This window comes from Pseudomonas sp. MYb193, from assembly GCF_002966775.1.
Classification (GTDB): Bacteria; Pseudomonadota; Gammaproteobacteria; order Pseudomonadales; family Pseudomonadaceae; genus Aquipseudomonas; species Aquipseudomonas paracarnis.
Genome location: NZ_CP023269.1, coordinates 838,497 through 855,766 on the forward strand (window position 1 = coordinate 838,497; position 17,270 = coordinate 855,766).

21 protein-coding genes and 1 tRNA gene are annotated in these 17,270 nt (G+C 58.0%); 6 read left to right on the forward strand and 16 right to left on the reverse strand.

Annotated features, from left to right (window positions below; genetic code table 11):
* Position 1: 1 nt before the first annotated feature.
* The 15 genes from CLM72_RS03680 to CLM72_RS03750 all read right to left on the reverse strand — a co-directional run bounded on the left by CLM72_RS03680 (position 2) and on the right by CLM72_RS03750 (position 11,216).
* On the reverse strand, positions 2 to 220 hold the full coding sequence (locus CLM72_RS03680; protein WP_034128090.1) for a hypothetical protein: 219 nt from the start codon (positions 218 to 220) through the stop codon (positions 2 to 4).
* 104 nt (positions 221 to 324) lie between these two features.
* Positions 325 to 897 carry a type III secretion system stator protein SctL gene (gene sctL / locus CLM72_RS03685; protein ID WP_034128089.1) on the reverse strand — a complete coding sequence of 191 codons (573 nt, stop codon included), beginning with the start codon at positions 895 to 897 and terminating at the stop codon, positions 325 to 327.
* A gap of 24 nt (positions 898 to 921) precedes the next feature.
* Positions 922 to 1,464: a type III secretion protein gene (locus tag CLM72_RS03690; RefSeq protein ID WP_105225665.1), complete on the reverse strand. Its 543-nt coding sequence runs from the start codon at positions 1,462 to 1,464 to the stop codon at positions 922 to 924.
* Positions 1,457 to 2,245, reverse strand: coding sequence for a type III secretion system inner membrane ring lipoprotein SctJ (sctJ, locus tag CLM72_RS03695; protein ID WP_105225666.1), 789 nt, complete (start codon positions 2,243 to 2,245; stop codon positions 1,457 to 1,459). The genes CLM72_RS03690 and sctJ overlap by 8 nt, the downstream gene beginning before the upstream one ends.
* A gap of 6 nt (positions 2,246 to 2,251) precedes the next feature.
* Positions 2,252 to 2,614: a hypothetical protein gene (locus CLM72_RS29020; RefSeq protein WP_054897134.1), complete on the reverse strand. Its 363-nt coding sequence runs from the start codon at positions 2,612 to 2,614 to the stop codon at positions 2,252 to 2,254.
* Positions 2,615 to 2,667: 53 nt separating this feature from the next.
* A complete protein-coding gene (locus CLM72_RS03705; protein ID WP_034128085.1) occupies positions 2,668 to 2,835 on the reverse strand; it encodes a hypothetical protein in 168 nt (55 codons plus the stop codon).
* A gap of 181 nt (positions 2,836 to 3,016) precedes the next feature.
* Positions 3,017 to 3,934, reverse strand: coding sequence for a sigma 54-interacting transcriptional regulator (locus CLM72_RS03710; protein WP_089041406.1), 918 nt, complete (start codon positions 3,932 to 3,934; stop codon positions 3,017 to 3,019).
* Positions 3,935 to 4,304: 370 nt separating this feature from the next.
* Positions 4,305 to 5,405, reverse strand: a complete 1,101-nt coding sequence (gene ychF / locus CLM72_RS03715; protein ID WP_014716830.1) for a redox-regulated ATPase YchF — start codon at positions 5,403 to 5,405, stop codon at positions 4,305 to 4,307.
* A gap of 22 nt (positions 5,406 to 5,427) precedes the next feature.
* A complete protein-coding gene (gene pth, locus CLM72_RS03720) occupies positions 5,428 to 6,012 on the reverse strand; it encodes an aminoacyl-tRNA hydrolase (RefSeq protein WP_003188350.1) in 585 nt (194 codons plus the stop codon).
* A 167-nt stretch (positions 6,013 to 6,179) separates the two neighbouring features.
* Complete coding sequence (locus tag CLM72_RS03725; RefSeq protein ID WP_003188351.1) at positions 6,180 to 6,779, reverse strand: 50S ribosomal protein L25/general stress protein Ctc; 600 nt, start codon at positions 6,777 to 6,779, stop codon at positions 6,180 to 6,182.
* Positions 6,780 to 6,916: 137 nt separating this feature from the next.
* Positions 6,917 to 7,858 carry a ribose-phosphate pyrophosphokinase gene (locus tag CLM72_RS03730; RefSeq protein ID WP_003171603.1) on the reverse strand — a complete coding sequence of 314 codons (942 nt, stop codon included), beginning with the start codon at positions 7,856 to 7,858 and terminating at the stop codon, positions 6,917 to 6,919.
* A gap of 46 nt (positions 7,859 to 7,904) precedes the next feature.
* Positions 7,905 to 7,979, reverse strand: a tRNA-Gln gene (locus CLM72_RS03735).
* A 37-nt stretch (positions 7,980 to 8,016) separates the two neighbouring features.
* Complete coding sequence (gene ispE / locus CLM72_RS03740; RefSeq protein WP_105225667.1) at positions 8,017 to 8,868, reverse strand: 4-(cytidine 5'-diphospho)-2-C-methyl-D-erythritol kinase; 852 nt, start codon at positions 8,866 to 8,868, stop codon at positions 8,017 to 8,019.
* Between the two features lies 1 nt (position 8,869).
* Entirely contained in the window at positions 8,870 to 9,487 is a 618-nt protein-coding gene (lolB, locus tag CLM72_RS03745; RefSeq protein WP_032893661.1) for a lipoprotein insertase outer membrane protein LolB, read from the reverse strand.
* 4 nt (positions 9,488 to 9,491) lie between these two features.
* Positions 9,492 to 11,216, reverse strand: a complete 1,725-nt coding sequence (locus CLM72_RS03750; RefSeq protein WP_105225668.1) for a tetratricopeptide repeat protein — start codon at positions 11,214 to 11,216, stop codon at positions 9,492 to 9,494.
* Between the two features lie 182 nt (positions 11,217 to 11,398).
* Between CLM72_RS03750 and hemA the strand changes: the two genes are divergently transcribed.
* From hemA to CLM72_RS03780, 6 genes are all read left to right on the forward strand, one after another.
* Positions 11,399 to 12,685 (forward strand): glutamyl-tRNA reductase, encoded by a 1,287-nt coding sequence (gene hemA / locus CLM72_RS03755; RefSeq protein ID WP_034128081.1) that lies wholly within the window; start codon positions 11,399 to 11,401, stop codon positions 12,683 to 12,685.
* Complete coding sequence (gene prfA / locus CLM72_RS03760; protein WP_054896862.1) at positions 12,685 to 13,767, forward strand: peptide chain release factor 1; 1,083 nt, start codon at positions 12,685 to 12,687, stop codon at positions 13,765 to 13,767. Before hemA ends, prfA begins: the two co-directional genes overlap by 1 nt.
* A complete protein-coding gene (gene prmC / locus CLM72_RS03765) occupies positions 13,768 to 14,598 on the forward strand; it encodes a peptide chain release factor N(5)-glutamine methyltransferase (protein ID WP_060772716.1) in 831 nt (276 codons plus the stop codon).
* Positions 14,592 to 15,347 (forward strand): molybdopterin-synthase adenylyltransferase MoeB, encoded by a 756-nt coding sequence (locus CLM72_RS03770; protein ID WP_105225669.1) that lies wholly within the window; start codon positions 14,592 to 14,594, stop codon positions 15,345 to 15,347. Before prmC ends, CLM72_RS03770 begins: the two co-directional genes overlap by 7 nt.
* Positions 15,340 to 16,134: a glutamate racemase gene (gene murI, locus CLM72_RS03775; RefSeq protein ID WP_105225670.1), complete on the forward strand. Its 795-nt coding sequence runs from the start codon at positions 15,340 to 15,342 to the stop codon at positions 16,132 to 16,134. Before CLM72_RS03770 ends, murI begins: the two co-directional genes overlap by 8 nt.
* 112 nt (positions 16,135 to 16,246) lie before the next feature.
* Entirely contained in the window at positions 16,247 to 16,765 is a 519-nt protein-coding gene (locus CLM72_RS03780) for an acyloxyacyl hydrolase (RefSeq protein ID WP_014716838.1), read from the forward strand.
* 152 nt (positions 16,766 to 16,917) lie between these two features.
* On the opposite strand, the gene CLM72_RS03790 is transcribed toward CLM72_RS03780, so the two are convergent.
* Positions 16,918 to 17,220 (reverse strand): YkgJ family cysteine cluster protein, encoded by a 303-nt coding sequence (locus tag CLM72_RS03790; protein ID WP_003188364.1) that lies wholly within the window; start codon positions 17,218 to 17,220, stop codon positions 16,918 to 16,920.
* Positions 17,221 to 17,270 lie beyond the last annotated feature (50 nt).

Consider the following 17,270-nt stretch of genomic DNA (forward strand, 5'->3'; position numbering starts at 1 on the left):
CTTATTGCACGCCATCCAGCGCTGTTTTGAGCAGTGTATGTCTGGAGCGCGTGTGTTCGTTGAACGCGATGACAGAGAGCTTCTGTTGTTTCATGAGGTTGCTGAAGTAATCGATATCTGCATCGAGCGCTTCCGGATCTTTATAGGCCGTATTCACCCGCTTGATATCAGCCTGAACTTGCCTCAATAGATGGTTTTTCAGGTTTCCGTGAAAGTCCATGATTTTTACTCCAGATGTGTCTGAACTGTGTGGCGGGTTGTTTGCCACCAGTTCCATCGGAAGAAATTTTTTTAAAGATATCGCCTGCCTCTACCGCTATGTCCCTACACGTTTGTAAACAATATTTCTCGCATCGAGGCCCAGTCGATCCGAAAATCGCCTTCATCTGTTTCCAGTAGCAGCGATTGAGGTTTGACCTGGTCATCGGGGCGAAGCTTCCAAGGTGTAGAGCCCAGCTGGACCAAGGCTTGGGCTATCTGCTCATGTTCGAGCGGGTTGCAAACCAAGGTGGCCTTCATAGGTGGAATTTGCGTCGTTACCAACTGTTTGACCAATGCCGAAAGGCGCTTTGGGGGAGGCACTTCCTCCAACAGGCAGTGGAAGGCTCGGTTGGCGATGGATGTTGCGTAGTGTTCGAGGTTGTCACACATCGCCTTGCGTTGGCGCTCCCACGCACTGAGTTGCGCGTGGGCGCGTGACCAGAAGTCGAGGCGGGCCTGCTCAAGCATTTCTTCACGATGCTCAACCGCCTGGCGCAGCAGCTCTTCAGCTTGTGCCCGTGCGCTATCTAGCAACTGCGCGGACTGAAAGCAATCGGCGAGCATCTCCCGGGTAATCAGTACTTTTGGCTGCCCGGAAGCGCCGTCGTGCAATTCGATTTTGCGTTGGGTCAACATAGACAATGCTCTGGTGTGTTGCCGTTAACGACGAGTTGTTTCACTGCCCGTTGTGTCGATACGCCAGACAATCGCCTGCCACAGCGTATTGAGCCGGCCATGCGCATCGTCAAGTGGCAGGTGTGTGGTTTCAAGTGCCTGCACCCGGTCAGGGGGCAAGCGCAGACGAAGACGTTGCCAGACAGCAGGCTCGACCCAGGCCCTCAGCAATTGCATTGGATCATCCTCCGGCTGCAACAGGGCGTCAGGGTGCAGCGCCTTGGCAAGGCGCTCACACCACTTGCGGTGTTCATCGCACAAGGGGCTGTCGAGGTTGGGATGGCACGTAAGCTCCAGCAGTGCTATCGCTAGATCGAACTGCTCCCGGGAAGCCAGGGCCAAACCAAGCACCGTTGCACAGGGAGGGGGAGGCAGACATGGCTCGATGCCCAACGCTGCGCACGCCAGCGCGGGTTGGCTGCGGCACAAGGCGGGTAATGCGTGGTAGGCGTGAGCGCTGATCGCGTCCGGGTGCGAAAACTGCCACGGACTGGCCCACCATTGGGCCCAGGCCAGATGATCACTCATTCGCTAGAGGCGTTGGGGCGACAGGTTCCTGCCTTGATCGTTGGCTTCGTATGCGCCAGAACAGCGCCAAGACGAGTGTCAGCATCGCGCCGATAACCAGAGAGCTCATAGCGGTACGCCAAAAACCGATGTCTTCCTCGGGGATCAGGAACGGACCGAAGTAGCTCAGGCGTTGTTGTTCCTGGTAAGCCGTTGCCGGTACAAAAACCACCGTGAGCTTCTGAGCGTTGTCCAGTGCAGTGGTCATGCCAGGAATACTACTGGATACCATCCTGCGTACGCGCGCGCGGATGCTGTCGGGCTCCAGTCGTGGGTCATGTTTGATGAACACGGAGGCGGAGGCGGGTTGGACGGGCTCACCGGGAGCCACGCGTTCGGGCAGCACCACGTGCACACGAGCGACGATGACCCCATCGATGTTTGACAGGGTCGCCTCCAACTCCTGGGACAGGGCATAGATATACCGGGCACGCTCTTCCAGTGGCGTGGAGATGACGCCCTCCTTGCGGAAGGTGTCTCCCATCGTGGCACGGGCGACCTTGGGCAATCCGACCGCTTCCAGTGTGCGAACGGCGCGGCTGATATCGGCTGCATTGACACGCACCACGACGCCGTCCTTGGCAGGCACTTTTTGTGCGCGTATGTGTTTGTCAGCCAGTTCCGCGATGACCTCATTGGCATCCTGCTCGGAGAGTTGGCGATGCAGTTCGACACTTTCGCCGCAGCCGCCCAGCATCAGCGCCAGCGAGAAAACTAATCCGACGGATAGAAAACGAGTCATTTTTTCCTACTGCAGGTTGCTGATTTTTTCTAGGCATTGCGCGCCCTTGCCGACGCACTTCACCAGGGTTTGGGTCAGTAGAATGGAGTCTGAAAGATTGGGGGTGTAGTTGAGCCGATTTTTTTCTTTGAACTCATTGTTGAAGTCCTTGAGACCTCGACTCATACCACTTTTAGCCTTGTCCAAATACTGCAAAGCGTCGGTCAGTGCGTTCGAGGATGGCGTGGCGGTAACCCGTTGCATCGAGGGGGCCAATAACGCGCTGAAAAAGCTCGCATCTTCGCTGTGGTGCGTAGGTTGGGTAGGAGACCTGTGGGCTGTAAGGCCGTTTTGATATTCGCGTAATACGTCGACTTCTTCTATTTGCATATGGACCTCTAAGGGGAAACCCGCCCTTTGATGACCAAGGGCGGTGAAGCTATTTAACGCAGCGCGTCGTTGTTCTTTTTCTGCTCACTGATCCTGAACGCCTCATTGCTTTCTTTCATGGATTCGCGAAGCAGTTGCTTCCTTTCTGCCTTAAGGTCTGCGTTTTCGCCACCGGTGACCGGGGGGTGGTAGCTTTGCGGGTTGATGCCAGAAATACTCATAGTGATGCTCCGCTATCTAAGAAATGACATTTGAGCCTTGATGCGTAGTTGCAATAGTGTTGCTGCCGATAGGCACTAAATATATCAGGCTCATCCTTGTGTGGTTCAGGCTCGAATATGGTTCCCGCTTTTACTTAAAGGGTGTGTCTGAAGGTGTCTTCGGTGTCGGCTGAGCAGCGGGCTACTGTATATCTAGTTGTTTCATTCGGTAGTAAAGCGTTCTCTTTGCCATGCCCAACTCTACAGCCACCTCGTCCACACAGTAGGTATGACGCCGCAGCGACTCTTCAATCAGAGCTTTCTCGATTTGTTGCAGGCGTTCTTTCAGGTTGGTGGGTTGGTTTGTAGCGTTCGAGGGCGAGCTTGATAATGGCGCCAGACCCAGCACGAAACGTTTGGCAGTCGAGCGCAGTTCACGCACATTCCCCAGCCATGGATGGCACAGCAACTGTTGGACGAGCTCGCTGCAAGGGTTTGGGGCGAGACACTTATAGTGCTCGGCTTCCTCTTGAATCATATTCAGGAACAACGGGACGATTCGGTCACGGCGATTGCGCAGCGCAGGCAGATTGATATTTACGACGTTCAGGCGGAAATACAGGTCGCGCCTGAACTTTCCCTGCTCGACCATCTCATGCAGGGATTGTTGCGCAGAGGCGATGACTCGCATGTCCACCGGGATAAACCGGGTTGAGCCCAGGCGTTCGACGCCGCGTGACTCCAGCACACGTAGCAGTTTGGCCTGCATGGAAAGCGGCATGCTGTCGATTTCATCCAGATACAAGGTGCCCAGGTGTGCGGTTTCGATAAAACCCGCACGTGATTGCACTGCTCCTGTATAGGCGCCGCTGTTGACGCCGAACAGTTGGCTCTCTGCGAGGCTTTCCGGGATGGCGGCGCAGTTCACTGCGACAAAATGACCTCGTCGCCCCGACAAACGATGGATCCGTTGGGCCAGGGTATCCTTGCCAGTACCCGTCTCCCCCAATAACAAAATATCGATATCGAGCGCTGCAGTACTCTTGAGCGTACGTTCGATATCCAAGGTTTCAACAGAAGGGAAGTATGTCTCATTTGTTGTCTTGTAAGAGGCTGACATAGTCAGGGTGCTCCACTATCGCTATCACTTCACTGTTGATAGAACGCTGTTGGCGTGCGGTCAGTAGAGCGCAAATAATCAAAAATGTCATCGTGCTTATTAGTATGAAAATACTGCGCGAGAGCGTGTCAAATATTAACTATGTCAGGGCGCTGTATTGTTCAAGTGCATTCTTGATGGTTGTTGAATGTTTAGTGTAGGAGAAGACTTAAGGCTGGAGGGATTCATCGTTTAAATCGATCAAGGGTTATGAGTGATTAAGTTTTCTATGTGTGGGGCTTTTAGTTGGGTGGCAGGTAGAAACAGGAGGCAATAAAAAACCGACGCAATGCGTCGGTTTTTTTGTATCGGGCAGAGGTTCAGCTAACGCTTACACGTTGAAACGGAAGTGCATCACATCGCCATCTTTGACAATGTAATCCTTACCTTCCAGGCGCCACTTACCGGCTTCCTTGGCACCGGCTTCACCCTTGAACTGGATGAAGTCGTTGTAAGCGATCACCTCAGCGCGGATAAAGCCTTTCTCAAAGTCGGTGTGGATCACGCCAGCCGCCTGTGGCGCGGTAGCACCGACCTTGACGGTCCAGGCGCGGACTTCTTCGACACCGGCGGTGAAGTAGGTCTGCAGGTTGAGCATTTCGTAGCCGGCGCGGATCACGCGGTTCAGGCCAGGCTCTTCCAGGCCCAGGGCTTCGAGGAACATGTCCTTTTCTTCGCCGTCATCGAGCTCGGCGATTTCCGCTTCGATCTTGTTGCACACCGGAACAACGATGGCGCCTTCTTCGTCGGCAATGGCCTTGACCACGTCGAGGAGCGGGTTGTTCTCGAAGCCGTCTTCGGCAACGTTGGCGATGTACATCACAGGCTTGGTGGTCAGCAGGTGGAAGCCCTTGATCACGGCCTTCTCATCGGCTCCCATATTCTTCATCAGGCTGCGCGCCGGTTTGCCTTCGGTAAAGTGCGCGATCAACTGCTCCAGCAGGCCCTTCTGGACCACTGCATCCTTGTCGCCGCCCTTGGCGTTACGCGCGACTTTCTGCAGTTGCTTTTCGCAGCTGTCGAGGTCGGCGAAGATCAGTTCCAGGTCGATGATCTCGATGTCGCGCTTGGGGTCTACGCTGTTGGAGACGTGAATCACGTTCTCGTCTTCAAAGCAGCGGACCACGTGGGCGATAGCATCGGTTTCGCGGATGTTGGCCAGGAACTTGTTGCCCAGGCCTTCACCTTTCGAGGCGCCGGCGACGAGGCCCGCGATGTCGACGAACTCCATGGTGGTCGGCAGGATGCGCTTGGGATTGACGATGGCCGCCAGTGCGTCAAGACGCGGGTCCGGCATCGGTACGATGCCGCTGTTGGGTTCGATGGTGCAGAAGGGGAAGTTCTCCGCCGCAATACCGGACTTGGTCAGGGCGTTGAACAGGGTGGACTTGCCGACGTTGGGCAGGCCGACGATGCCGCAATTGAATCCCATGGTGTTTCCCCTCGGATAAGAGTCAAGCCTTCTGGCTGTGCAGGTTTTTCATCGCACGGTTCCATTCACCGGCGAAGATATCCGGCAGCACGCCGAGGGCAAAGTCGATGCTGGCATCGAGTTTTTCCTGTTCGGCGCGTGGCGCACGACCCAGGACGAAATTTGAAACCATACTGGCAACGCCTGGGTGGCCAATGCCGAGCCGCAGACGGTAAAAATTATTCTGATTGCCCAACTGCGCGATGATGTCACGCAGGCCATTGTGCCCACCATGCCCGCCGCCGAGCTTGAGCTTGGCTACGCCGGGTGGCAGGTCCAGTTCGTCATGGGCCACCAGGATTTCTTCGGGTTTGATCCGGAAGAAGCCCGCAAGCGCCGCGACAGCCTGGCCGCTGCGGTTCATGTAGGTGGTGGGAATCAACAGACGAACATCCTGACCCTGATGCGAGAAGCGCCCGGTCAGGCCAAAATATTTGCGATCGGCCACCAGATTGATGCCTTGGGCGTGGGCGATACGCTCAACAAAAAGGGCCCCCGCGTTATGCCGGGTCTGTTCGTATTCGGCGCCTGGATTTCCCAGGCCAACGATCAGTTTAATGGCAGTCACGACAGGGGCCCTTCCTTTGGAGTTGTGGATAACATTGCCGTACCCAGGTGCGGCGAAAGTGGACGACACTACATCATTTACTCAAGAGTAAACGCCGCGTTATCGCCCGCTTTCTCGCTACGTTTCGGTCCGCGATGTTTCCTCAAGCTCCGGCAATACAGAGTGAATTACTCTGCAGCGCCTTCTTCAGCTTCTTCTGGAGCAACGCGTGGAGCGTGAACGTTGGCAACAGCTTTGTCATCACCGTGAGCCAGTGCAACAAACTCAACGCCTTTAGGGGCCTTGAGGTCGGACAGGTGAACGATGGCGCCGATTTCCAGAGCCGACAGGTCGACTTCGATGAACTCAGGCAGGTCTTTCGGCAGGCAGGTCACTTCGATTTCGTTCAGGACGTGAGAGATCTCGCCGCCTTTCTTGACCGGAGCTTCTTCACCCACAAAGTGCACAGGCACGATGGCGGTCAGTTTCTGGCCAGCTACAACGCGAACGAAGTCAGCGTGCATGATGAACTGCTTGGAAGGGTGACGCTGCATTGCTTTAACGATGACGTTCTGCTTGGCGCCGTCGACGTTCAGCTCGATAACGTGGCTGTAGGCAGCTTCGTTTTCGAACAGCTTGGCGATTTCCTTGGCCAGGATGGTCACGGATTCAGCAGGCTTGTTACCACCGTAGACAACGGCTGGGATGTTGGCGGCGTGACGCAGGCGGCGGCTCGCACCTTTCCCCAGGTCAGTACGCGCTTGGGCGTTCAGAGTAAATTCGTTCATGTTGTATCTCCAAAATAGCCATCATCGAGGGGCGTTTGCGACCAGCGCCGAACTCGATATGGGCAAAAAAGCCCCGCCCCAGCGGAATGCTGGGGCGGGGCGCTTTTCGTCAGTGAGGTGATCCGTTGGTTTGACCCTTAACGGAACATCGCGCTGATCGATTCTTCATTGCTGATGCGGCGAACCGCTTCGGCAACGACCGGTGCAATATCCAGTTGGCGGATACGTGCACAGGCTTGAGCTGCGGCGGACAACGGGATGGTGTTAGTCACCACCAGTTCGTCCAGCACGGAGTTCTCGATGTTCTCGATCGCTCGGCCCGACAGCACAGGGTGTGTGCAGTAGGCGAAGACTTTTGCTGCACCGTGCTCTTTCAAGGCTTTCGCCGCGTGGCACAGGGTGCCGGCGGTGTCGACCATGTCATCAACCAGAATACAGGTGCGCCCTTCGACATCACCGATGATATGCATCACTTCAGAGTGATTGGCTTTCTCACGGCGTTTGTCGATGATCCCGAGGTCCACGCCCAGGGATTTGGCAACAGCCCGTGCACGCACGACGCCACCAATGTCCGGGGACACGATCATCAGGTTTTCAAAGCGCTGGTCTTCGATGTCATCCACCAGGACGGGGGAGCCGTAGATGTTATCTACCGGAATATCGAAGAACCCCTGGATTTGGTCAGCGTGCAGGTCAACCGTGAGCACACGGTCGATACCTACCACGGTCAGCATGTCAGCAACGACTTTCGCGCTGATAGCTACACGTGCGGAGCGCGGACGGCGATCCTGACGGGCATAACCAAAGTAAGGGATTACAGCTGTGATTCGAGTCGCTGAGGAGCGGCGGAAGGCATCAGCCATCACGACGAGTTCCATCAGGTTATCGTTGGTCGGAGCGCAGGTCGGCTGAATAATGAAGACGTCTTTACCGCGGACATTTTCATTGATCTCGGCTGTAATTTCGCCGTCGGAGAATTTACCGACAGAGATGTCACCGAGAGGGATATGCAGCTGACGTACGACACGTCGAGCCAGATCGGGGTTGGCATTCCCCGTAAAGACCATCATCTTGGACACGCGCAGTACCTAGAGGCTGAGGGTAACCTGGATGAGTATTAGAAAATGGCAGGGGCGGCTGGATTCGAACCAACGCATGGCAGGATCAAAACCTGCTGCCTTACCGCTTGGCGACGCCCCTGTATCTGTTGCAACGAGTGCCTAACACTCGGTTCCTTTTAGAGCAGACTTTGCAGCTTGCGATGCAACATCGAAACGTTGCTTCCTTTTGCTACAAACCCTGTAAGGGTCTCTGTAAGAAGGGCCGAGACTTTATCAGCTTCAGCTTTGCTTGGGAAGCCCCCAAACACACAACTTCCAGTTCCGGTTAATTTTGCTTCGGTAAATTTACCTAACAAATTCAAAGCGTTACGTACCTCTGGATAACGCCTTGCTACAACCGGTAAGCAGTCATTTCGACTGTTTACCTTGGGAACGGGGCGCACTTTAATGGGAGAAGAGTTACGTGTCAACAACGGATCTGAAAAAATTTCTGCTGTACTTACAGATACTTGCGGCACCAGCACGACATACCAAGGTTCTTCGGGCTCTACAGGGGTGAGTTTTTCCCCGACGCCTTCAGCAAATGCGGCGTGCCCCCGCACGAAAACCGGGACGTCGGCGCCCAGCGTGAGGCCCAGCGCAGCAAGGCGATCGTGGTCCCAGCCCAGTTGCCATAAGTGATTGAGGCCCAACAAAGTGGTCGCGGCATTTGAGCTGCCGCCACCGATACCACCGCCCATGGGCAGGACTTTGTCGATCCAGATATCAATGCCAAGTGGGCAGCCGGATTGTTCCTGAAGTTTTTTGGCCGCCCGCACAATCAGATTGCTGTCGTGGGGCACACCGTCGAATTCGGTGTGCAACTGAACCACGCCATCGTCACGCACGGCAAAGGTGAGCTCATCGCCGTAGTCGAGAAACTGAAACAGCGTCTGCAACTCGTGGTAGCCATCTTCACGGCGGCCAAGGATGTGCAGCATCAGGTTGAGCTTGGCCGGGGAGGGCAGGGTCAATTTTTGTACGGACACGTTATTGCCCCAGCTTGCGCGGTTGCCAGTCCTTGATCACCAGCGTGACATCAAGGTCGGTGCCATGCAGCTTGATACGTTCGGGTAGCCAATAGCCGCTTTGCTCCACGTAGCTCAAATATTCGACCTGCCAGCCATCCTGCTCGAGGGTGGCGAGGCGGCTGTCGCCATTGAGGCTCAGACGGCTCTTGCTGTCAGGTGCCGGCAGACCGCGCACCCACCAGACCAGATGCGAGACGGGCAACTTCCAGCCAATCTGCTGCTCCAGCAGTTCTTCCGGGGAGGTTGCCTCGTAGCGGCCCTGATTGGCCACTTCCAGGCTCACTTGCCCTGGCCGGCCAGTCAGGCGGGCCGCGCCACGGCCCAGGGGGCCCGAGAGGCGAATGTCGTAATAGTCCTGGCGCTGCAGCCAGAACAGCGTGCCGCTGCCAGAGTCTTTCGGCGCACGCACCCCGACCTTGCCCTCGATCTGCCAGCCATCAATGCTGCTGAGCTGGTCCTTGTGTTGTTTCCATTGTGCCGGGTTGCCCTGGCCTTCAACGGATTCACGGCTGCCGATACCCGCGCAACCGGCGAGCAGGGCGATGAAACTGAAAACGATAACGTGGCGCAAGAACATAAGCTTAAAGGGTCTCGGATCCGGTCAGGCGCTTGATGGTGCTGCGCAGGATGGGGCTGTCGGGTTGTTCCTTGAGGAATTTTTCCCAGATTTGTCGGGCTTCGCGCTGCTTGCCATTGGCCCAGAGCACTTCGCCCAGGTGTGCGGCAACTTCCTGGTCCGGGAAACGCTCCAGGGCCTGGCGCAGCAAGCGCTCGGCCTCGTCGAGGTTGCCCAGGCGGTAATTCACCCAGCCCAGACTGTCGAGCACGGCAGGGTCTTCCGGGTTGAGCGCATGGGCTTGTTCGATCAGCGCCTTGGCTTCGGCGTAGCGCGTGGTGCGGTCGGACAAGGTGTAGCCCAGGGCGTTAAGTGCCATGGCGTTGTCCGGGTCGCGCTTGATGATCAGGCGCAGGTCTTTTTCCAGCTGCGCCAGGTCATTGCGTTTTTCCGCCTGCATGGCGCGGGTGTACAGCAGGTTCAAATCGTCGGGGTATTGCTGCAACGCCTGTTGCAATAGTTTCCAGGCGCGTTCGCCCTGTTTGTTGGCCGATAAGGTCTCGGCCTGGATCAGGTACAGCTGGATGGCGTAGTCCGGTTCGGCATCGCGGGCCGCGGCCAGGCGTTTTTCCGCTTCGTCGGTGCGGCCGTTGCTCATCAGGATATCGGCCTGGCGCAATTGCGCTGGCAGATAATCATTGCCAGGGCCGACCTGGGCGTATTCAAGCAGGGCCGCCTGCGGGTCGTTGCGCTCTTCAGCGATGCGGCCCAGGTTCAGGTGCGCCGAGTCCACGTGGCTGTCACGTTCGATCAGCTCTTGCAGGTAGCCCTTGGCCTCGTCCCAGGCTTTGGCTTCCAGGCACACCAATGCCAGGGAATAACGCAGTTCGTCGTCGTCCGGGTATTGCTGGACCAGGTTGGCGAACTGCACTTTGGCGTCTTCCATACGGTCCTGCTCAACCAGCATACGTGCATAGGTCAGGAGCAGGCGCTTGTCGCCGGGGTATTTCTTGATGCTTTTTTCCAGCAGCGGAATCGCTTCCTTGCCGCGGTTAAGGCTTTGCAGCAGGCGTGCACGCAACAGGATGGGCGCGATTTCACCTTCTTCCGGCGGGTTCTGCTCCAGCAGCTTGAGCGCGGCGTCGGCTTCATCGTCCTGTTGCAGCAGCAGGGCCTTGCCGAAAATCAACTGGCTGTTCTTCGGGTGCTTTTGCAGCAGGCGATCGAAACTCTTCATCAGGCCGTTGCGCGTGTCCTGGTCGGTGTCGGCGGCCGACAGCGCAAGAAAGTCAAAATGTGTGTCGCCTTTGCCCTGCAGGACCTTCTCCATATAAACCATGGAGTCGTCATAGCGCCCGGCACGCGCCAGTTGCACGGCTGCGGCGCGCTGGGCTTCCAGATCATCCGAGGCATTTTTGGCCCAGATCAGCGAGGTGTCCAGCGCAGCCTGGTCGGCGCCCAGGTATTCGGCGATGCGAAACGCTCGCTCGGAAATCCCGGGGTCCTGGGTGTTGATGGCCTGGGTCACGTAATTATCCAGCGCAATATCAAAGCGATTGCGCTGGCCGGCCAGTTCAGCGGTCAGCAGGCTGTAGATCGTTTCTTCACTGAACGAGGAATAAACCTTGGGTTTTTCAGGGGCGGGAGTGCTGTCTTCCACCGGCGACGTAGCGTCCGGCGACACGGGTGCCATGGCCTGGCAGCCGCTGAGGAAGACAAAAGCGAGGAGCAACGCGGAAGATCTATTCATATAGGAAGAGGACGACTAACCTGCGGTCGGATCATCATGACACAAGCCTTCGGCCAAACATAACCGAGTCTCAATGGAGGCCTTTATAGGCATAACGCATTAGGACAATAGACGACGGTGGTTGTTCTGAATCTTTCGAAGTAGGACAATTGTCGGCTTCCCGACATCATCAGCGATATTGAATGGCCTTCCTCGCACTCGGTATTAACCACAAGACTGCCTCCGTAGACGTGCGCGAGCGCGTGGCGTTTACGCCAGAGCAGTTGGTTGAGGCCTTGCAGCAGCTCTGCCGGCTCACCGACAGCCGCGAAGCTGCGATCCTTTCGACCTGCAATCGCAGCGAGCTCTATATAGAGCAGGAACATCTCTCGGCGGATGTGGTGCTGCGCTGGCTGGCCGATTATCACCATTTGAGCCTCGATGACCTGCGTGCCAGCGCTTATGTGCATGAAGAGGATGCGGCAGTTCGTCACATGATGCGCGTGGCGGCCGGTCTCGACTCGCTGGTGTTGGGTGAACCGCAGATTCTCGGCCAGATGAAGTCTGCCTACGCCGTGGCGCGTGAGGCCGGCACCGTCGGCCCATTGCTGGGCCGCCTGTTCCAAGCCACCTTTAATTCCGCCAAGCAAGTACGTACCGATACGGCCATCGGCGAAAACCCGGTGTCCGTGGCCTTTGCCGCTGTGAGCCTGGCCAAGCAGATTTTCAGCGACTTGCAGCGCAGCCAGGCCCTGCTGATCGGCGCTGGTGAAACCATCACCCTGGTGGCCCGTCACCTGCACGATCTTGGCGTGAAGCGCATCGTGGTCGCCAACCGCACCCTGGAGCGCGCCAGCATTCTGGCCGAGCAGTTCGGTGCCCATGCGGTGCTGCTGTCGGACATTCCCGCTGAACTGGTGCGCAGTGATATCGTCATCAGTTCCACCGCCAGCCAATTGCCGATTCTGGGCAAGGGCGCGGTCGAGAGCGCGTTGAAGCTGCGCAAGCACAAGCCGATCTTCATGGTAGATATCGCCGTTCCACGGGATATCGAGCCCGAAGTCGGCGAGTTGGACGACGTTTACCTTTATAGCGTCGATGATCTGCATGAAGTGGTCGCTGAAAACCTCAAGAGCCGTCAGGGTGCCGCGCAGGCGGCCGAGGAAATGGTCAGCACCGGCGCCGAAGATTTCATGGTGCGCCTGCGTGAACTGGCGGCAGTGGATGTGCTCAAGGCGTATCGTCAGCAGGGTGAACGCCTGCGTGATGAAGAGTTGCTCAAGGCCCAGCGCATGCTGGCCAACGGCAGCGGCGCCGAAGAAGTGCTGATGCAATTGGCCCGTGGCCTGACCAACAAACTGCTCCACGCTCCTAGCGTCCAGTTGAAAAAGCTTACCGCCGAAGGCCGCCTCGATGCGCTGGCCATGGCCCAGGAACTCTTTGCCCTCGGTGAGGGCGCGTCAGACAGCTCTTCGGATAAAAAACCGTAATGAAAGCGTCACTGCTCAATAAACTGGACGTGCTCCAGGACCGTTTCGAAGAACTGACCGCCTTGCTCGGCGATGGCGAGGTCATTTCCGATCAAACCAAATTCCGTGCTTATTCCAAGGAATACGCCGAAGTTGAGCCCATTGTGGCCACTTATAAACACCTGCTGAAAGTCCAGGCCGACCTCGAAGGCGCCCAGGCCCTGCTCAAGGACAGCGACCCGGACATGCGCGAAATGGCCGTGGAAGAAGTCCGCGAAGCCAAGGAAAAACTCGCTGAGCTTGAGGGTGACCTGCAACGCATGCTGCTGCCCAAGGACCCTAACGACGGACGCAACGTTTTCCTCGAAATCCGCGCTGGTACCGGTGGCGACGAGGCGGCGATTTTTTCCGGTGACCTGTTCCGCATGTATTCGCGCTATGCCGAGCGTCGCGGCTGGCGCGTGGAGATCCTCTCCGAGAACGAGGGCGAGCACGGTGGCTATAAAGAAGTCATCGCCCGGGTTGAAGGCGACAACGTCTACGGCAAGCTGAAGTTCGAATCCGGTGCGCACCGCGTGCAACGGGTGCCTGCGACCGAATCCCAAGGCCGTATCCACACCTCGGCGTGCACCGTCGCGGTGTTGCCTGAGCCGGACGAACAGGAAGCCATCGAGATCAACCCGGCGGACTTGCGTGTCGACACTTACCGCTCATCCGGCGCGGGTGGCCAGCACGTTAACAAGACCGACTCGGCGATCCGTATCACACACTTGCCGTCGGGCATTGTGGTGGAGTGCCAGGAAGAACGTTCCCAGCACAAGAACCGTGCGCGGGCCATGTCCTGGTTGTCGGCCAAGTTGAACGACCAGCAGACCAGCGCCGCGGCCAACGCAATTGCCAGCGAACGCAAGCTGCTGGTGGGCTCCGGCGACCGCTCCGAGCGTATCCGTACCTACAACTTTGCCCAGGGCCGCGTCACGGACCATCGGGTCAACCTCACCCTGTACTCCCTCGACGAAATTCTCGCCGGGGGCGTGGATGCGGTGATCGAGCCTTTGCTCGCCGAATACCAGGCCGACCAACTGGCGGCGATAGGTGACTAAATGACCATCATCGCCAGCCTGCTGCGCGCCGCTGACCTGCCCGACTCGCCGACGGCGCGCCTGGACGTGGAGTTGCTGCTGGCCGCTGCCCTGGGCAAATCGCGCAGCTATCTGCATACCTGGCCGGAAAAGATCGTCAGCAGCGAAGACGCCCTGACCTTTTCCGGCTACCTGCAGCGCCGCCGCAGCGGCGAGCCGGTGGCCTATATCCTCGGCCAGCAAGGCTTCTGGAAACTCGACCTGGAAGTAGCACCGCACACTTTGATCCCACGTCCGGAAACTGAATTGCTGGTGGAAGCTGCCCTGGAATTGCTGCCCGCCACGCCCGCCCAGGTCCTGGACCTGGGCACTGGTAGCGGCGCCATCGCCTTGGCCTTGGCCAGCGAACGTCCAGCCTGGCAGGTCACGGCGGTCGACCGTGTGCTGGAGGCCGTGGCCCTGGCCGAGCGCAATCGTCAACGCCTGCACCTCACTAACGCTACGGTGCTCAACAGCCATTGGTTCAGCGCCCTGCAAGGCCAGCGCTTCGACCTGATCATCAGCAACCCGCCCTATATCGCCGACAATGACCCGCACCTGGTGGCCGGCGATGTGCGCTTCGAACCGGCCAGTGCGCTGGTGGCGGGGCATGATGGCCTGGACGACTTGCGCCTGATCATCCAAGAGTCTCCCGGCCACCTGAACGACGGAGGCTGGCTGTTGCTTGAACACGGTTACGACCAGGCCCAGGTCGTGCGCGATTTGTTACTCAACCAAGGCTTTGACGGCGTACACAGTCGCATCGACCTCGGCGGTCACGAACGCATCACCTTGGGGCGCCGCCCGTGCTGACCGATCAGGAGCTGTTGCGCTATAGCCGGCAGATTCTGTTGCAGCATGTCGACATTGATGGCCAATTACGCCTGAAACAGAGCCGCGCGTTGATCGTCGGCCTGGGTGGCCTGGGCGCTCCGGTGGCGCTTTACCTGGCCGCTGCTGGGGTGGGCGAATTGCACTTGGCGGATTTCGATACGGTCGATTTGACCAACCTGCAACGCCAGATCATCCATGACACCGACAGCGTGGGGCAGACCAAGGTCGATTCGGCCATGGGGCGCCTGAGAGCGATCAACCCTGAAGTCGCCCTGGTCGCCCATCGTGCTGCGCTGGATGCCGACTCGCTGGCCGCTGCGGTCAACGCAGTGGACCTGGTGCTCGATTGCAGCGACAACTTCTCTACCCGCGAGGCGGTCAACGTAGCCTGCGTCGCCGCCGGCAAACCGTTGGTCAGTGGCGCGGCCATTCGCCTTGAGGGGCAATTGTCGGTATTCGACCCCCGTCGCGCTGACAGTCCCTGCTACCACTGTTTGTATGGGCACGGCAGCGACACTGAACTGACCTGCAGCGAAGCCGGCGTTGTCGGGCCGTTGGTCGGTGTGGTTGGCAGCCTGCAAGCGCTGGAAGCCTTGAAGCTGCTGGCCGGTTTTGGTGAGTCGTTGGTAGGGCGCCTGTTGTTGATCGATGCGCTGACCACGCGTTTTCGCGAGTTGCGCGTCAAGCGTGACCCAGGCTGCAGCGTCTGCGGGACACAGCATGGGTAAGGGCGCGCCTATTGGTGTGTTCGATTCCGGCATCGGCGGCCTGACGGTGCTGGAAGAAATCCAGCAGTTGTTGCCCCACGAGTCACTGCTGTACGTGGCGGACTGCGGGCACATTCCCTATGGCGAGAAAACGCCGGCGTTCATTCTTGAACGTTCTCGCTCGGTCGCTGAGTTTTTCCGCGAGCGGGGCGCCAAGGCCTTTGTGATTGCCTGCAACACGGCGACGGTCGCCGCGGTGGCCGATTTGCGCCAGGACTACCCCGACTGGCCGCTGGTAGGCATGGAGCCTGCGGTCAAACCTGCTGCCGCGGCCACTCGCAGTGGTGTGGTGGGTGTGCTCGCCACTACGGGCACACTGCAAAGCGCCAAGTTCGCCGCCTTGCTCGACCGTTTTGCCACCGATGTGCGGGTGATTACCCAGCCGTGCCCGGGCCTGGTGGAGCTGATTGAAGCCGGCGACCTTAACAGCCCCGCCCTGCACACCCTGCTGCAAGGCTATATTGAGCCGCTGCTTAGCGCCGGTTGCGACACCATCATCCTGGGTTGCACTCATTATCCCTTCCTCAAGCCACTCCTGGCGCAGATGCTGCCCCCCAGCATCATCCTCATTGATACCGGCGCCGCCGTGGCGCGCCAGCTCAAGCGCTTGCTGGGTGAGCGCGACCTGCTGGCCGTTGGCGAACCTGAACCTGCACAGTTCTGGACCAGCGGCGATCTGTGTCACCTAGGAAATATCCTACCGACACTTTGGAAACATCCTGGAGTTGTGCGAAGCTTTGACTCGTGAAAATTTCGTGAAATCAGCCTGAAAAAAGCTGAACTTCTGGCTATGCTTCGGCTTCTATAGCCCGTTAGCCTGTACACAACCCAAATTATTCCGTTTGCAAAGGACGTTTCACATGAAGCGCTTGTTCTGTTTGGCTGCGATTGCGGCCGCTATGTTGGGACACTCTGTTTCAGCCCAGGCCGCCGGCCTGGAGTTCGGCTTGGGTAGCACCAGCGATTCGACGCTGACCTACCGCCTGGGCCTGACCTCTGATTGGGACAAAAGCTGGATGCAGAGCAATGTCGGCCGACTGACCGGCTACTGGAGCGGCGCCTATACCTATTGGGAAGGGGATGACCGTGCGGGCGCCAGCAGCCTGTCGTTCTCGCCGGTGTTTGTGTATGAGTTTGCCGGCGAGTCGGTCAAGCCCTACATCGAAGCCGGTATCGGCGTGGCGTTGTTCTCTCGCACTCGGCTGGAAGACAACAACATCGGCCAGTCCTTCCAGTTCGAAGACCGCCTGGGTTTCGGCCTGCGGTTCAACGGCGGGCATGAAGTGGGCATTCGTGCCACGCACTATTCCAATGCCGGCATCAGCAGCAATAACGATGGGGTAGAGAGCTACTCGCTGCACTACACCATGCCGCTCTAAACTCAAGAACGCTTGAGCCCCCTGTGGGAGCGGGCTTGCTCGCGAAAGCGGTGTATCAGCTAGCACATGCCTAGACTGACCCACCGCCTTCGCGAGCAAGCCCGCTTCCACACAAGCCCGTACTCACCGTTGAAATTCTGCCCATCTCAGAATCAGCGGTAAGCAGTGGTAATGCCTTCACGTTCTTCAAGGCATTCCGGCGCCCCCATCTCGAACTCCCGGCAAATCAACGGCCGAAGCTCATAGATCGTGCACATCATCGTGTCGCGGTCCAGCGCTGCGCACCAGCCGTCGTCCAGGCGCAGCATCACCTCACCCCCCCAATCGTCGGTATCGATAAAGCGTTGTGGCACGCCGGTGTCGGTGATCAGCATGACTTCCAGCTGGCAGCAACAAGCCGCGCACGTCGAGCACGTGACGGGTTCGGTGATTTGAATGTGAGGGATGTTGGTCATAGGCGCGCAGTGTAAGGCAAGTGCGTCAGATGCGTATGAATGCTCTGACG

What these genes read in the sequence shown, in the direction of transcription:
- CLM72_RS03680 (WP_034128090.1), bottom strand. Translation starts at nt 220, where the DNA reads ATGGACTTTCACGGAAACCTGAAAAACCATCTATTGAGGCAAGTTCAG.
- sctL (WP_034128089.1), bottom strand. Translation starts at nt 897, where the DNA reads ATGTTGACCCAACGCAAAATCGAATTGCACGACGGCGCTTCCGGGCAG.
- CLM72_RS03690 (WP_105225665.1), bottom strand. Translation starts at nt 1,464, where the DNA reads ATGAGTGATCATCTGGCCTGGGCCCAATGGTGGGCCAGTCCGTGGCAG.
- sctJ (WP_105225666.1), bottom strand. Translation starts at nt 2,245, where the DNA reads ATGACTCGTTTTCTATCCGTCGGATTAGTTTTCTCGCTGGCGCTGATG.
- CLM72_RS29020 (WP_054897134.1), bottom strand. Translation starts at nt 2,614, where the DNA reads ATGCAAATAGAAGAAGTCGACGTATTACGCGAATATCAAAACGGCCTT.
- CLM72_RS03705 (WP_034128085.1), bottom strand. Translation starts at nt 2,835, where the DNA reads ATGAGTATTTCTGGCATCAACCCGCAAAGCTACCACCCCCCGGTCACC.
- CLM72_RS03710 (WP_089041406.1), bottom strand. Translation starts at nt 3,934, where the DNA reads ATGTCAGCCTCTTACAAGACAACAAATGAGACATACTTCCCTTCTGTT.
- ychF (WP_014716830.1), bottom strand. Translation starts at nt 5,405, where the DNA reads ATGGGATTCAATTGCGGCATCGTCGGCCTGCCCAACGTCGGCAAGTCC.
- CLM72_RS03725 (WP_003188351.1), bottom strand. Translation starts at nt 6,779, where the DNA reads ATGAACGAATTTACTCTGAACGCCCAAGCGCGTACTGACCTGGGGAAA.
- lolB (WP_032893661.1), bottom strand. Translation starts at nt 9,487, where the DNA reads ATGTTCTTGCGCCACGTTATCGTTTTCAGTTTCATCGCCCTGCTCGCC.
- CLM72_RS03750 (WP_105225668.1), bottom strand. Translation starts at nt 11,216, where the DNA reads ATGAATAGATCTTCCGCGTTGCTCCTCGCTTTTGTCTTCCTCAGCGGC.
- hemA (WP_034128081.1), top strand. Translation starts at nt 11,399, where the DNA reads ATGGCCTTCCTCGCACTCGGTATTAACCACAAGACTGCCTCCGTAGAC.
- prfA (WP_054896862.1), top strand. Translation starts at nt 12,685, where the DNA reads ATGAAAGCGTCACTGCTCAATAAACTGGACGTGCTCCAGGACCGTTTC.
- prmC (WP_060772716.1), top strand. Translation starts at nt 13,768, where the DNA reads ATGACCATCATCGCCAGCCTGCTGCGCGCCGCTGACCTGCCCGACTCG.
- murI (WP_105225670.1), top strand. Translation starts at nt 15,340, where the DNA reads ATGGGTAAGGGCGCGCCTATTGGTGTGTTCGATTCCGGCATCGGCGGC.
- CLM72_RS03780 (WP_014716838.1), top strand. Translation starts at nt 16,247, where the DNA reads ATGAAGCGCTTGTTCTGTTTGGCTGCGATTGCGGCCGCTATGTTGGGA.
- CLM72_RS03790 (WP_003188364.1), bottom strand. Translation starts at nt 17,220, where the DNA reads ATGACCAACATCCCTCACATTCAAATCACCGAACCCGTCACGTGCTCG.